The organism is Streptomyces sp. NPDC031365 (assembly GCF_055569765.1).
The window spans coordinates 72483-86436 of the sequence record NZ_JBVIIM010000005.1; the positions used below are offsets into that span (position 1 = coordinate 72483).

Below are 13954 nucleotides of genomic sequence, written 5' to 3' on the forward strand. Positions count from 1 at the left end.
AAAGGGAGGGGGAAAAGAAAAGGGAGACCCAAAAACCCGAGAGGGTTCGGTTGCCCACAAGGGCGTGTTTCCCCCCCGCCCCGGGCCGGTGGCCGGACGCCCCCCGCCCCGGGATCGGCCTCAGCCCTGATCGGCCACGAAGGAGGCCATCCGGGTCAGTGCCGCGTTCCAGTTGATCGTGTGCTCGTTGGTCGACCAGGACTGGATGTCGTCGATGAAGCAGAACTGTCCGACACAACCCTGGAGTTTCGACTGGGCGAAGGGATCCTGAATGCTGGAGTTCGGCCCGCCGGAGAGCGTGCCGGCCGGCGGGTTCGGCAGGTTGGCGTCGAGCTGACGGGCGTACCAGCGGCTGTGCTGGTTCTGCGCGTGGACCTCGCCGTAACCGGTGACGTAGGAGATGTTCAGTGCGTTGCGGCCCAGGATGTAGTCCATGCTCTGCAGCGCGCCGTCACGGTACTTCGCGGCGCCGGTGAGGTCGTGGGCGGTGGCGAGGACGACAGCATTGTTGAGCACCTGGTGGCTGGAGCCCCAGTCGTAGACGTTGCCGGCCGGTGCGTACGGCATGCCGTACGGGTGGGCCTTCAGCGTGGCCAGGTAGCGGTCGGCGCCCTGGATCACGGAGCGGCGGACCTTGTCCTTCTCCTTGCCGGGCAGCCGGTTCGGCACGGTCGCGAGGTCGAGCCGGCCGGCCGCGGCGGTGCGCGCCCAGTCGAAGCCGGTCGGGCCGAAGATGTCGGCGGTGTGCACCGGGGAGTCCAGCACGTACTCCCTGAACTGCCGCTCCCCCGTGGTGATGAACAGCTCCGCGGCCGCCCAGTAGAACTCGTCGGACACGGTGTCGTCGGGGTAGGCGCCGCCGCCGATGCCGTCGTCCGGGTCGGCGAGCAGGTCCGGGTGGGCGAGGGCCGCCGTCCAGGCCTTGCGCGCGGCCGCCAGGGTCGTGGCGGCGAACTCCTTGTCGTAGGAGCGGTACAGCCGTGCCGCCTGGGCGGCCGTGGCCGCGAGGTTCAGGGTGGCGGCGGTGGTCGGCGGGTGCAGTTCCCGCTTCTGCGGATCGTCGCTGGGCAGCAGCGGCAGCCCGGTCCACTGCTCGTCGTGGATCTTGTGGTGGGCCATGCCGGCCAGCGGCTCACCCTCGGGGACCTGCATCTTCAGCAGGAACTCCAGTTCCCAGCGGGCCTCGTCGAGGATGTCCGGGACCTTGTTGCCGCTTTCCGGGATGTTCAGGGTGCCGTCACCGAGCTTGTCCGCCTCGCCGGTGCGGGCGTGCCGGGCGCGTTCGTAGGTGCTGAGCACCTCCCACGTGCTGATGCCGCCGTTCACGACGTACTTGCCGTGGTCGCCGGCGTCGTACCAGCCGCCGGTGACGTCGAGGGTGTAGTCGCACACACCCGGCTGACAGGGCACCGCGCCGTCGCCCTGGTTGGGCGCCACACCGACGTGTCCGGCCGGGCGGCCGTAGCCGGGGCGCAGGTCGTCGCGGATCGGGGTGCCGCTGCGCTGGGTGTAGTAGTACTTCGCCGAGTCCAGCCGCAGCCGCTCGTACGCGCGTCCGTCGATGTCGAAGGGGCGGCTGGTCTCGCCGTCCACGGCCAGGGTGTAGCCGCTCCCGCGCCCCCGGTGGGAGCCGAAGTCGAGGGAGTGGACGTTCTGCCCGGAGGAGCCGTCCACGCCCCGCGGCACGGTCCACCCCTTGCGGACCACCCTTCCGTCGTCGTCCTTCAGCTTCCAGGGCAGCCGCTCGGTGGCGTCGGTCACCAGGGTGGCGTTCTTCGGCCCGGAGGGCAGGTAGGCGACCTGGTTCACCCGGATGCGGGGGCCGGTGTCGGGCTCGTACGGTTCGGGGGCGACCCCGCCGAGCAGGGACACGTCGTCCACGCAGAACCGCCACGGGTCCGCACTGCCGCCGAGCTGGAAGCCGACCTGCCCCTGGGTGGTGTCGACGGGTGAGGTGAACGTGTACGAGTAGGTGTCCCCCGAGACGCTGAGCTGCGGGGACACCTCGTAGTAGGTGTTGTACGGCTCCACCTGCAGGCCGACGATCGCCCGCACGGCGTGCCCGGCGGGCGATCCGTCCGCGCTGAAGGAGAAGCGGTACGTCTCCCCCTCCACCAGGGTGATGTCGTTCTGGCCGACGGCCGCGTCCCAGCGGTTGGCGGTGCCGCCGGGGACGTCGGCGCACAGGCGGCCCTCGGACGGGCCCGCGGTGACGTTGGCGGAGGCCCACCAGGAGTCGGTGCCGTTGTCGAAGGTTCCGTTGCGGACCTGCTCGACCTCGTCGGCCCCGGCCGGGGCGGCGGGCAGCGCGGTGAGGGCGGTCGCCAGCAGGCCGGTCAGGGACAGCAGAGCGGTGCTGCGTCTGTTCACGTCTTGGCTCCTCTGGGGAGGTGCGGCGTCATGGGAGCGCTCCCATTTCCGTACGCGGACCATGGTTGTGGCAGGTGTGACGGTCCGTCAACGGTTGGGACAGGACTGGTGACGGTCCACCCGGTCCCCGGACGCGCACCGGCTTCACGTTCGCGCCGGGCCCCGACGCACTAGGCTGGGACTCTGGCGATACACCGGATCACGGTGAGTGTGCGCGATGGAGTGGCGACGATGAGGCCGGACGACCCGTTCGACGATGCCGTGACGGCCAGGGCCGTCATCGCCGCCGACGGCACGCTCGCGCGGTGGAGCGAGGGTGCGCGCCTGCTGCTGGGCCATACGGCCGAGGAGGTCGTCGGGCGCCCGGCCGCCGAGCTGCTGGTCGACGGGTCGGTCCCGCCCCGGCTGCCGGCGGACCGCTGGAGCGGCACCCTCGCGCTGCGGCGCCGGGACGGTGGCACCGTCACCGTGTGGGTGCTCGCCCATCACCGGCAGCCGGGGGGCGACGGGCCCGGAGAGTGGCTCGCCGTCACTCCACTGGAGGCATCGGAGCTCGAACTGCCCGACGACCAGCTGGTCAGGGCAGCCGTGTTCCAGTCGCCCTGCGCCACGATGGTCTTCGACGAGGCACTGCGGCTGCGCGGGGTCAACGACACCATGGCGTACCTCCTCGGGCTGCCGGCCGGCCACCTGCGCGGGCTGCGGCCCACCGACGTCGGCGGCCGGCCGCAGCACACCGAACTCGAGCGGCACCTGGACCAGGTGCTGCGCACCGGCCGGCCGTACGAGATGCAGACGTACATGAAGGCCACCGGCGAAAGCCACGCACACGCCTGGCTGGCCCGGCTCGCGCCGCTCACCGACCGGGCCCGCCGGGTGCGGGGCGTGTGCGTGACGGTGCACGACTTCACCGGGCAGTACCGGGCGCGGGAGCGGCTGCAACTGGTCAACGAGGCCAGCATGCGCATCGGTACCACCCTGGACGTCACCCGAACGGCGCAGGAGCTGGCGGAGGTCTGCGTCCCCGCGCTGGCCGACTTCGTGAGCGTGGACCTGCTGGAGCCCGACGAGCCCGGAGGCGAGCCCGCCGCCCCGCTGACCGCGCCGGTCTCGCTGCGCCGGGTCGCCCATCAGTCCCTCACACCGGGCAGCCCAGAAGCGACCGCCGAGGTGGGCGAGGTGGTCGTCTACCCGGCTGCCGCACCGCATGCCGACTCGCTGATCGCGGGCCACAGCATCATGGCCTCGGTGCCCTCCGGTGAGCTCGACCCGTGGCTCGCCGTGGACGACGCGCGGGCCCGACAGATCCTCGCGCACGGCGTGCACTCGATTCTGTCCGTCCCGCTCCAGGCCCGCGGCACCACGCTCGGTGTCGCCGCCTTCTCCCGCTTCAGCCACCCCGAGGCGTTCACCCACGACGACGTGCTGCTCGCCGAGGAGGTCACCGCCCGCGCCGCCGTCTGCATCGACAACGCCCGTCGCTACTCCCGCGAGCGCGAGACCACCCTCGCGCTCCAGCGCAGCCTGCTCCCCCGCGCCCTGCCGCGCACGGCCGCCGTGGAGGCGGCCACCCGCTATCTGCCGGCCGCCCGCTCCGGGGTGGGCGGCGACTGGTTCGACGTGATCCCGCTGTCCGGGATGCGGGTGGCCATGGTGGTGGGGGACGTGGTGGGCCACGGCATCCAGGCGTCCGCGACCATGGGCCGGCTGCGCACGGCGGTACGCACCCTCGCCGACATCGACCTGGCCCCCGACGAACTGCTCACCCACCTCGAGGACCTGGTCCACCACCTGTCCCAGGAGTCGGGCGGCGCGCCCGGTCAGGGCGAGGTCGGCGCGACCTGTCTGTACGCGGTGTACGACCCGGTGTCGCGCCGTTGCACCCTGGCCCGGGCGGGGCACCCCGCTCCGGTACTGATCCCGCCGGGCGGCACGGCCCGGCACATCGACCTGCCGTCCGGCCCGGCGCTGGGCACGGGCGGGCTGCCTTTCGAGTCCGCCGAGCTGGAGCTGCCCGAAGAAGCGGTTCTGGCGTTCTACACCGACGGGCTGGTGGAGTCCCGCGGGCGGGACACCGAGACCGGGTACGCGCTGCTGCGGGAGGCACTGTCCGACGCGTCCGGCCCGCTCGACGAGACCTGCGACCGTGTGCTGCAGTCCGTGCTGTCACCGGGCGGCGCGACCGACGACGTGGCCCTGCTGCTGGCCCGGACCCACGGGCTGCCGGCCGCGCAGGTCGCCACCTGGGACATTCCCGCCGACCCGGCGCTGGTCGCCCCCATCCGCAAGCAGGTGCTCGACCAGCTGGCCGCCTGGGCGCTGACCGAGGCCTCGTTCACCGCGGAGCTGGTGGTGAGCGAGCTGGTCACCAACGCCATCCGGTACGGCGCCCCGCCCATCCGGCTCCGGCTGATCCACGATTCCTCGACGCTGATCTGCGAGGTGTCCGACACCAGCCACACGGCCCCGCATCTGCGCCGGGCCAAGTCCTGGGACGAGGGCGGCCGGGGCCTGCTGCTGGTCGCCCAGCTCACCCAGCGCTGGGGCAGCAGGCACACGGCCGACGGCAAGACCATCTGGTCGGAGCTGTCCCTGGCGGACGAGAGGTGAGACGGGGTGCGCCGGTCTCCCGGGGCGCCCGGAGCAGTCCAGCGGCTCCCGGCGTCCCCCGCCCCGACGGCACCGGGTCGGCAGCCCCGAACGCGGACCCCACGACTCCCCGCGCGCCGACGCTCGTCTCCTCCTCCAGCCGTTCCCCCGGACAACCGCCCGGGACGCCGCCTCATGGACACGGCCGGCACCCGGTGACAGACACCGAAGCCTTCCCAGCGGCCCCTGCCTCGCCACCCGGACGGAAGCACCGGTCACACAGTCAGCGGGCGGAACGCCTCCTCGCCCAGGGTCCCCCCACTCGCGCCGCGTCCGGGCACACCGCAGGTCATGCACCCGGGCAGATCCGCGACACCTCCAGGCCCGTCGAACCGGGCTGCACGTACCGCCTCGTTGCCGCTCCCGCCCGCGGGGAGCCTGCTTGCCAGGGGAGCGTACGTGCGCGCCGTCGAAGCCGGGTGCGCGTCAGTCCCGCCGCAGCAGGTCCAGCGCCCGCTCCCAGCCGAACTCCGGGCGCTCGCCGTCAGGTTCCGCCTCGCCCGCGTACGGATCGCCGAAACGCACGCCCATGCCACGCAGCCGGGCGAGGCTGTCCCGGTAGGCGGGATGGGCGGCCAGCGCGCCGGAGACGCACGGCAGGACGGCGATCGGCACACCGAGACCGGCGGCCTCGGCCAGGGTACCGAGGGCGAGGGTGTCCGCGATCCCGGCCGCCCACTTGTTGACGGTGTTGAAGGTGGCGGGTGCGACCACCACGGCGTCGGGGGCCGGGAAGGGGCGCGGCTCGCCCGGGGTGCGCCAGGCGGACCTGATCGGGCGGCCGGTCTGTACCTCGACGGCGGCGGCGTCGAAGAAGCCGTTCATCGCGACCGGTGTCGCGATGACACCGACCTCCCAGTCACGTTCCTGTGCGCGGGTGATCAGCTTGCTGACGTCCGCGGCGGCACCGGCGGCGCAGACCACGACGTAGAGGAAGGGCTTCTCGGTCACCCGGAAACCTTAGTCTCCGACGGAAAACCGATTGCCCGTCCCGGAGGACGGGCTCCAGGACGACCCGGAACTCGACGTCGACTCGACCCAGCTCCGCCACCAGGACGTGCACGCCGAGGGCTTCGGAACAGCTGCGTGATCAGGCGAAGCCGGCGGCAGGCGCGCGGGATTCCGTCGGCTGTGAGCTCATCGGTGGCCGCACCACGACAGGGGGCGGAACTGGGTGTGGAGTCCTCGTCAAGCGACGGCTCCCTTCGGGTGGTGGCGGCGCAGGTTGGCGGCGAGGATGCGGTCGAGCGTGCGGTCGGGCAGGATCCGGACCAGGCGGGTGATCAGGGCGGCGTCCCGGCCCGCGGTGTAGCGGGTGCGCGGCTTGCGGGTTGTCACGGCCTTCGCAATGACCCGGGCGGCGGCGTCGGCGGTCAGGCCCGAAGCGGTGCCCGTGGCCATCAGTTTGTTGTTCGCCTGGACCAGGCTGCCGTAGCGCTCGTCCTGCTCCGGCGTCATCAGGACGGCCAGATCGTTCGCCGCCCGGACCCCGCGGGCGGCCATCTCCGTGCGGACGCCGCCAGGCTGGATCACGACCACCTGTACGCCCAGCGGCGCGACCTCACGGCGGAGCGAGTCGCTGACCGCCTCCAGGGCGAACTTCGTGCCGGCGTACGCACCGTATGTGGCCATGGCGGCCGTACCACCGACCGAGCTGATGTTGATCACGCGGCCCTTGCTGCGCAGCAGTGCGGGCAGGAGCGCCTGAGTGACGGCGATGTGGCCGAACAGGTTGACTTCGAACACCCGCCGCCACTCCGCGAGTGGCAGGGCTTCGACCGCGGCGTTCACCTGGATGCCGGCGTTGTTGACGAGCGCGTGCAGCGCGCGCGGGTCGTCGGCGACACGCACGGCGAGTGCCTCCACCTGCTCGGGCTTGGTGATGTCGAGGATGACCGGCTCGATGCCAGTCGACCGGATGGAGTCGGCGTCACGGACGCGTCGCACGCCGGCCAGGACGTGAAATCCCTGACGGGCCAGTTCGCGGGCGGCCGCCGCGCCCATGCCCGTGGAGGCTCCGGTTACGACGATCAGCTTCTGGGCTTCGGATGACATTGTCACCTGAACCAGGTTATCCATTCAGATGACACCGTCAACTGAATGTACGATGGGCGCCATGGTCACCCGTGCGGAATCCGCCGCCCTCACCCGCCGCGCTCTGCTCGACGCGGCCGCCGAGCTCCTCGACCTCGGCGGCCCCGAAGCCGTCACCCTGCGCGAGGTCGGCACGCGGGCAGGCGTGACGCGGGGAGCACCGTACCGGCACTTCACGGGCAAGGACAGCCTGCTGGATGCCGTCGCGACCGAGAGCTGGGAACGGATCGGCGACCAGATGCATGCCCTGCGGGCCGACCCGGCCCTGCCGGTCTCCGAGAAGCTGTGCGGCGCTCTCCGCGCCCTCATCGGCGTCGGCCGGGACCAGCCGTACAGGTACCAGTTGTTGTTCAAGCGGCCCGGGCACGGTCCGGGAGAGCGCGGTGAAGGGCTCGACCGCGTCATGCGCCAGCTCTGCGGACCGGAGGGCGACCCCGCCGCAGCCGTCCGCGCCTCAGTGCGCTTTCAGGACGAGTTCCTGGCCATCGTCGCCGCATTCGTAGGGGAACGGAACGCACGCCACTACGGAGCCCTGCTGCTGGCCGGCGCTCACGGCATCGCAGACATGGAACTCAGCGGCCACCTCAGCGAGGACACATGGCGCACCACCGCCGACGAGCTCGTCGACACCCTCGTCCGCCTGGTCGCGGACGCCGGCGAAACGACATAGCGACTCCGAAGCTGACGGCTCCGCCAGATCGCTCGCCCTCCCCGCATCGTCCCAGCCTGGCTCACGGAACCCCCCTGAACCGGCTACTCGCCGTGACCGAGGTCGTGAATGCCCAGCGCATACCCGACACCTCACCATGCGAGCCCACCAGTCCCGAGGCCCGTCCAGCGATGCCATTCGTCCAGATCTGGCAGCACAGGCAGATGCGCCGGTGACAAGCTGCCGAACATCTGGACCCTCCCCGACCGTTTATCGCTGAAATTCCAGGGTGCCTGGACGATTGGTCGGCAGTAGTCGACGATTCCCCTGCGAGGCACGGCCAGGCCCCATCTGCAGAAGGTGAACTGACATGAAGACGGAGAAGACACTCGCGGCTACCGAAGAGATCTTGATCGTCGGTGCCGGTGTGGTGGGGGCCTCGGTCGCCTATCACCTCACCCAGCTGGGGCACGACCGGGTGACAGTGCTCGACGCCCGCGACTGTGCTGTGCTGCCCGGATCGACCGGCCTGGCCCCCGGATTCGTCGGCCAGCTCAGCGCCACCTCAGAACTGGCTGTGCTGGCCAAGGACAGCGTCGCCACCTACCGCGCTCTTTCGGAGACTGGACCCTCAGCGGCTTTCTGCCAGGTCGGCTGTCTGGAGATCGCCACCACCCCCGCCCGCCTGGAGCAGGCCCACCAAGATGTGGAGCACGGTCAACACCTCGGTATCGAGGCGAGGGTGCTCGATACCGCCGAAGCCGTCGCGCTGGCCCCCGCGCTGGTCAACGCCGACCGTGCGCTGGGTGCGCTGCACATCCCCTCCGACGGCGCTGCTGACCCGGTCGCGCTCACCCACGCTCTCGTTGATGCCGCCGAGAAGAGCGGAGCCCTCTTCCGATTCAACACGCCCGTACTGGCGCTGGAGACTGAACGGGGCCGGGTTGTCGGCGTCCGTGCAGGCAAGGACGGCAAGCTGCTGAGGGCCGACCAGGTCGTGCTGGCCACTGGCATTTGGGGCCCAATCCTGGCAGCAAATGCCGGAGTGCGGTTGCCCATGGTGGATGTCCAGCACCCCTACCTGTTCACCGCCGAACTGCCCGAACTCGACGACACCCCCATCGACACACCAATCGTCCGCTACCCCGACCAAGCGGTCTACACCCGCCGCCATGGCCGCCGCTACGGACTGGGAAGCTACGCCCACGCACCGATCCCGCTGGCCCCATCCCCCGCGCTCGCATCGGCGGAACTACCCTTCCAAGAAACCGACTTCGGCACCGCCATCGCCGAGGCCACCGCCCTGGTCCCGGCCTTCCGGGAAGCGCCCCGGGGACGTCGGCTCAACGGCGTGTTCGCCCTGACCCCCGATGAAATCCCGCTTGTCGGCCCCGCGACTGAGGTAGCCGGCCTATGGTTCGCGGAAGCCTCCTGGGTGACCCACGCCGGTGGCGTCGGCCGACAACTCGCGAACATGCTCCTGGAGACCGGCAACCTCCTCCTCGACCCCGAGCGGCTGGCACCCGGCCGCTTCGTCACCTGGAGCGACGACAAGATCCGAGAGACCGCACTCGGCCACTACCAAGGTATCTACGACGCCCACTGACAAACACCGCACCTGGGCCGGCGGAACGACCGGCTCGCCCACCCGTGCCGAAGCGGTGCCGACGAGTCCCGCACGGGCCCCTGCGGCGTTTCTCGGCATCCGCCCTACTCAACCCCACCACCGTGATCTAGTTCGCGGCGCTGACCTCGGCTCACGGAGCGGGCAGACGGCCGGGATCCCGGAGCGGACCGAGTTCGTGACGGCGGCCTTCGCCCCTTCAGCGAGCCCGCAGGTACTGCTCCCGGGGGTGGCTCGCTGCTGGGCCGGGCCCTGACCGGTCACCGGGGACGACTGGGGACCGCGCTGGTGGCGAGCGGCGTGATGACGGCACTCGCGCTGCGGACGGCGGTGGCGCCGGCCCGACGGACGGCCCGGTTCGGATGAATTCCGCATGCGGTGGTGTTCCACGGATGATCGACTCGGCGGTGTAAGCGAGAACGATGGGACGGATGCCATGCCTCTCCAAGGCGAGTACGAACCCAGCCCGACGAAGTGGGTGCGCGAGCAGGTGGAGCTGTACGAGAGCTCGGGCGGCACACGGGGGACCACGCTGCAGAACACACAGATGCCCGTCATCCTGCTGACCAGCCGGGGTGCGAAGAGCGGCAAGCTGCGCAAGACGCCGGTGATGCGGGTCGAGCACGAGGGCCGCTACGCGGCGGTGGCCTCGCTGGGCGGGGCTCCCCGGCACCCGGTCTGGTACCACAACCTCAGGGCCGACCCGCATGTCGAGCTCCAGGACGGGCCGGACAAGTGGGAGATGACGGCCCGTGAGGTCACCGGCGAGGAGAAGGCGGAGTGGTGGAAGCGCGCTGTGGCGGCCTATCCGCCCTACGCCGACTACCAGAAGAAGACCGACCGTGAGATCCCTGTCTTCGTGCTGGAGCGGTACCAGGGGGACTGACGGTGCGGGTCCGGCGGGCCGGAGAAGATTCTTCGCCGCGGTGCGCATGAAGCGCCGGCCGCCGGGCATGCGTGATTCAGGCCCCGCCGCGTTCCCCCGTCGCGGCGGGGCTTTCCCATGCCTCCCGCGCCTCCTGGGAGCCTCTTTCGGTGACGTCGAGGAAGATCTGTTCCGCCTCGGAGAACGTGCTGGCGATGGACCGTTTGATGCGTACGGCGACCTCCTCCACCTGCTCGCTGTCCAGTCCGGGCATCAGATCGACGCGGGCGGCCACCAGGAAGGTGTCCAGTCCGGTCTTCATGGTGAAGATCGCCTCCACACTGTCGATCTCGGGCTGTGCCCGCAGCAACTCCCGGATGCGCCCGCTGTCCTCCGGGTCGGCTGCCTCGCCGATCAGCTGGTCACGGGCGTCGCGTCCGAGCCGGTAGGCCACGTAGACCAGCAGCGCGCCGATGGCGAGCGAGGCGGACGCCTCCCACACCACCTGCCCGGTGATCATGTGCATTGCCATGCCGGCGGCGGCCAGGGTGACGCCCACCACCGCGGTGCCGTCCTCGGCGACCACCGTGCGCAGCGCCGGATCACGCAGTCCGCTGCCCAGGCCGCCCTGCCGGCGCACCTGGTGGAGGGCGCGCAGCAGGGAGCCGCCCTCGGCGAGCAGGGCGACGCCGAGCACGACCAGTCCGGCGACATAGCCGCTCAGGTCCTCCTCGCTTTCGTTCCCGAACGCCTCGACGCCCTGGTAGAACGAGAAGCAGCCGCCCATCACGAAGATCCCGACGGCCGCGAGCAGCGACCAGAAGAACCGCTCCTTGCCGTAACCGAACGGGTGACGGCGATCGGCCGGGCGCCGGCTGCGCCGCAGCGCGGCCAGCAGGAACACCTCGTTCAGACTGTCGGCGACCGAGTGCGCCGCTTCCGACAGCAACGCCGGGGAGGAAGCGGCCAGTCCGCCGACGGCCTTGGCGACGGCGATCACCAGATTGGCGGCGAGCGCCACCAGCACGGTGATCCGGGTTCTGCGATCCGATCGAGTACTCACCCACGGCCGATTGCCCCGGACGGCCCAGGCCATACCGTGCCGTCGGCGGAAAACGGGGAACGCGGTCTCAGGGACATCCGCACGGCGACGAGGAGGGCATCATGGGCCGCGACGACGGGGGCGGCGGCAACAGTTCGTACGGCAGGAAGAAGTTCAAGAGGTCGAAGGCCCACTTCGCGGACCGGATCACCGCGGACGGCCGGGACGGACGGCCGGTGGAGGCGGGGCGCTACCGGCTCGTCGTGAGCCGGGCCTGCCCGTGGGCGAGCCGGGCACTGGTGTCCCGGCGGCTTCTCGGTCTCGAGGACGCGCTGTCCCTGGCCGTCACGGACCCGCTGCAGGACGACCGGAGCTGGCGCTTCACCCTGGATCCGGACGGGCGCGACCCGGTGCTGGGCATCCGGTATCTGAGCGAGGCGTACGACCGGCGCGAGACGGACTACCCCGGCGGGGTGAGTGTGCCGGCGATCGTGGACGTGCCCAGCGGGGAGCTGGTCACCAACGACTACCAGCAGATCACTCTGGACCTCGCCACCGAGTGGACGGCCCTGCAGCGCGAGGGGGCGCCCGACCTGTATCCGCGGGCGCGGCGCGAGGAGATCGACACGGTCATGGGCGACGTCTTCCAGGACGTCAACAACGGCGTGTACCGGGCGGGCTTCGCCACGGACCAGGAGGAGTACGAGGCCGCGTGCACGGCCCTGTTCCAGCGGCTGGAGGTGCTGGCGGAGCGGCTGGAGCGCCAGCGGTACCTGGTCGGCGACACCATCACCGAGGCGGACATCCGGCTGTTCACCACCCTGGTGCGGTTCGACGCGGTGTACCACGGCCACTTCAAGTGCAACCGGTGGAAGCTGGTGGAGAACCCGGTGCTGTGGGCGTACGTCCGCGACCTGTACCAGACGCCCGGTTTCGGCGACACCGTGGACTTCGACCACATCAAGCGGCACTACTACCAGGTGCACACCGGTATCAACCCGTCCGGCATCGTGCCCCTCGGTCCCGACCTGTCCGGCTGGACCACGGCCCATCACCGCGAGGAACTGGGCGGCCGGCCGTTCGGGGACGGCACGCCGCCGGGTCCGGTGCCGGCCGGCGAGGAGATCCCCGCGCCGGGCCGTCCCTGACCGCCCCCCCGGCCCTACGGCCCACGAACCATCCATCGACGAGAACCACGAAACCGACCTGGGAGATCCACGTGGCGAAGAAGAGCAAGAAGGCCAAGAAGAAGATGCCTTTCGCGTACAAGCCCATCGGGTTCGCGCTGGGCTGGACGAGCGGCACCGTGGCCGGAATGGCCTTCCAGAAGACTTGGAAGGTGATCAGGCACGAGGACGACGCGCCGGACGCGCTGGACCGGGACCGCCGCTGGGGCGAGATCCTGCTGGCCGCGGCCATCCAGGGCGCCATCTTCGCGGTGGTGCGCAGTGCCGTGGACCGTGCGGGCGCCAAGGCGATCGAACGCTCCACGGGCACCTGGCCGGTCCCGGACAAGGGCGGCCGCGACTGACCGGACCGACCGTCATCCCTGCTTCGGCGCCGTCGGGATGCCCCGGCGGACGGTGAAGGAGTGGCCCGCCGGGTCGGCGTAGCCGCGCTCCTCGGTGGGCCCCGACGGGTCGCCCGTCTCCAGCGGGCGGCCCCCGAGGCTCACGATCCGGCGTTCCACCGCGTCCAGGTCGTCCGCCACGAACTCCAGATGTGTCTGGAGGGAGTTCTCCGGACGGGGCCAGCTCGGCGCGGTGGCGTTGGCGTCGCGGCGCAGCGCCAGGCGGAAGCCGTCGCCGGCCCGGATCTCCACGCGGTTGGCGTTGGCATCGGCCTCGTCGGCCTCCAGCAGCTGCTTGTAGAACTCGGCGAGTTTCTCGGGCTCGGCGCAGTCGAGCACCACCACACCCGTCGTCACCAGTGCCATGTCTCCTCCGGGGTCCGGGCGCGGGGCGTTGCTGCCCCGCCCTGTACGTGACACCTGTCCCCGCTCGCCGGTTTCAGTCGGCCACCCGGCACGGAAGCGACAGGCAGGAACTCGGCCGCAATGCGAAGACATATGTCAATCGAACATGCTCAAATTCAGTCGATCGAAGGTAACTTGCAGGGCAGGGACCGGTGTTGACCCGATTCCCTCCCTCGTTGCACGCATCAGACTGGAGGCGATGGCGTCGTGCGGTACGAACCGGCACCGCTGACCCCGTATCTGCGCGTCCGCCAGGACCGGGGGCGCACGGTGCTGGAACTCCGGGGTGAGATCGACATCGCCGCGGCCGCGGAGATAGTCCCGCACCTGGACATGGCGACCGCCGAACGAGACGCCAGGATCGTGATCGACCTGACCCATGTCGAGTTCTTCGACTGCTCCGGACTGCGCCTGCTGTACCGGGCCCGGCACCGGACCGCCGACGGACCGGGCAGCCTGCACCTCGTCTGCGCCCACCCGCTGACCCTGCGCATGCTCCGCATCACCGGGCTGTCCCGTCTGCTGCCCCCGTGGCCGACCCTGGACGCGGCCCTGGAGCAGACCGAGTCCGCCTCCGGCCCGGCCTGAGGGCCCCGGGGGGGGGGGGGGGGGGGGGGGGGGGGGGGGGGGGGGGGGGGGGGGGGGGGGGGGGGGGGGGGGGGGGGGGGGGGGGGGGGGGGGTTGGG

General features: G+C 71.1%; 12 protein-coding genes. 7 read left to right on the plus strand and 5 right to left on the minus strand.

The features are described from left to right. Positions 1 to 120: 120 nt before the first annotated feature. Complete coding sequence (locus ACZ5C2_RS10355; protein ID WP_468788690.1) at positions 121 to 2370, minus strand: glycoside hydrolase family 9 protein; 2250 nt, start codon at positions 2368 to 2370, stop codon at positions 121 to 123. Positions 2371 to 2601: 231 nt separating this feature from the next. Between ACZ5C2_RS10355 and ACZ5C2_RS10360 the strand changes: the two genes are divergently transcribed. Continuing rightward, a complete protein-coding gene (locus ACZ5C2_RS10360) occupies positions 2602 to 4980 on the plus strand; it encodes a SpoIIE family protein phosphatase (protein WP_468788692.1) in 2379 nt (792 codons plus the stop codon). 465 nt (positions 4981 to 5445) lie between these two features. On the opposite strand, the gene ACZ5C2_RS10365 is transcribed toward ACZ5C2_RS10360, so the two are convergent. Further along, entirely contained in the window at positions 5446 to 5970 is a 525-nt protein-coding gene (locus ACZ5C2_RS10365; protein WP_468788694.1) for a flavoprotein, read from the minus strand. Between the two features lie 237 nt (positions 5971 to 6207). Further along, a complete protein-coding gene (locus tag ACZ5C2_RS10370) occupies positions 6208 to 7074 on the minus strand; it encodes an SDR family oxidoreductase (protein ID WP_468789136.1) in 867 nt (288 codons plus the stop codon). Between the two features lie 61 nt (positions 7075 to 7135). On the opposite strand from ACZ5C2_RS10370, the gene ACZ5C2_RS10375 reads away from it, so the two are divergent. From ACZ5C2_RS10375 to ACZ5C2_RS10385, 3 genes are all read left to right on the plus strand, one after another. Next, positions 7136 to 7783, plus strand: a complete 648-nt coding sequence (locus tag ACZ5C2_RS10375) for a TetR/AcrR family transcriptional regulator (RefSeq protein ID WP_468788696.1) — start codon at positions 7136 to 7138, stop codon at positions 7781 to 7783. A gap of 349 nt (positions 7784 to 8132) precedes the next feature. After that, on the plus strand, positions 8133 to 9368 hold the full coding sequence (locus ACZ5C2_RS10380; protein WP_468788698.1) for an NAD(P)/FAD-dependent oxidoreductase: 1236 nt from the start codon (positions 8133 to 8135) through the stop codon (positions 9366 to 9368). 454 nt (positions 9369 to 9822) lie between these two features. Beyond that, positions 9823 to 10272, plus strand: a complete 450-nt coding sequence (locus tag ACZ5C2_RS10385) for a nitroreductase family deazaflavin-dependent oxidoreductase (RefSeq protein ID WP_468788700.1) — start codon at positions 9823 to 9825, stop codon at positions 10270 to 10272. 76 nt (positions 10273 to 10348) lie between these two features. On the opposite strand, the gene ACZ5C2_RS10390 is transcribed toward ACZ5C2_RS10385, so the two are convergent. Beyond that, positions 10349 to 11278, minus strand: a complete 930-nt coding sequence (locus ACZ5C2_RS10390; RefSeq protein ID WP_468789138.1) for a cation diffusion facilitator family transporter — start codon at positions 11276 to 11278, stop codon at positions 10349 to 10351. A gap of 137 nt (positions 11279 to 11415) precedes the next feature. Between ACZ5C2_RS10390 and ACZ5C2_RS10395 the strand changes: the two genes are divergently transcribed. Further along, positions 11416 to 12441, plus strand: a complete 1026-nt coding sequence (locus tag ACZ5C2_RS10395) for a glutathione S-transferase family protein (protein ID WP_468788702.1) — start codon at positions 11416 to 11418, stop codon at positions 12439 to 12441. Between the two features lie 71 nt (positions 12442 to 12512). Further along, positions 12513 to 12824: a DUF4235 domain-containing protein gene (locus tag ACZ5C2_RS10400; RefSeq protein ID WP_468788704.1), complete on the plus strand. Its 312-nt coding sequence runs from the start codon at positions 12513 to 12515 to the stop codon at positions 12822 to 12824. Positions 12825 to 12836: 12 nt separating this feature from the next. Here the strand turns inward: ACZ5C2_RS10400 and ACZ5C2_RS10405 are convergent, their stop codons facing one another. After that, positions 12837 to 13229 carry a VOC family protein gene (locus ACZ5C2_RS10405; protein ID WP_468788706.1) on the minus strand — a complete coding sequence of 131 codons (393 nt, stop codon included), beginning with the start codon at positions 13227 to 13229 and terminating at the stop codon, positions 12837 to 12839. Positions 13230 to 13475: 246 nt separating this feature from the next. Here ACZ5C2_RS10405 and ACZ5C2_RS10410 point away from each other — a divergent pair, with 246 nt between their 5' ends. After that, positions 13476 to 13856 carry an anti-sigma factor antagonist gene (locus tag ACZ5C2_RS10410; protein WP_468788708.1) on the plus strand — a complete coding sequence of 127 codons (381 nt, stop codon included), beginning with the start codon at positions 13476 to 13478 and terminating at the stop codon, positions 13854 to 13856. Positions 13857 to 13954: the final 98 nt, after the last annotated feature.

Bases quoted from the DNA above. Each gene is read 5' to 3' on its own strand.
- ACZ5C2_RS10380 (WP_468788698.1), top strand. From the start codon at position 8,133: ATGAAGACGGAGAAGACACTCGCGGCTACCGAAGAGATCTTGATCGTC.
- ACZ5C2_RS10395 (WP_468788702.1), top strand. From the start codon at position 11,416: ATGGGCCGCGACGACGGGGGCGGCGGCAACAGTTCGTACGGCAGGAAG.
- ACZ5C2_RS10370 (WP_468789136.1), bottom strand. From the start codon at position 7,074: ATGTCATCCGAAGCCCAGAAGCTGATCGTCGTAACCGGAGCCTCCACG.
- ACZ5C2_RS10360 (WP_468788692.1), top strand. From the start codon at position 2,602: ATGAGGCCGGACGACCCGTTCGACGATGCCGTGACGGCCAGGGCCGTC.
- ACZ5C2_RS10385 (WP_468788700.1), top strand. From the start codon at position 9,823: ATGCCTCTCCAAGGCGAGTACGAACCCAGCCCGACGAAGTGGGTGCGC.
- ACZ5C2_RS10375 (WP_468788696.1), top strand. From the start codon at position 7,136: ATGGTCACCCGTGCGGAATCCGCCGCCCTCACCCGCCGCGCTCTGCTC.
- ACZ5C2_RS10405 (WP_468788706.1), bottom strand. From the start codon at position 13,229: ATGGCACTGGTGACGACGGGTGTGGTGGTGCTCGACTGCGCCGAGCCC.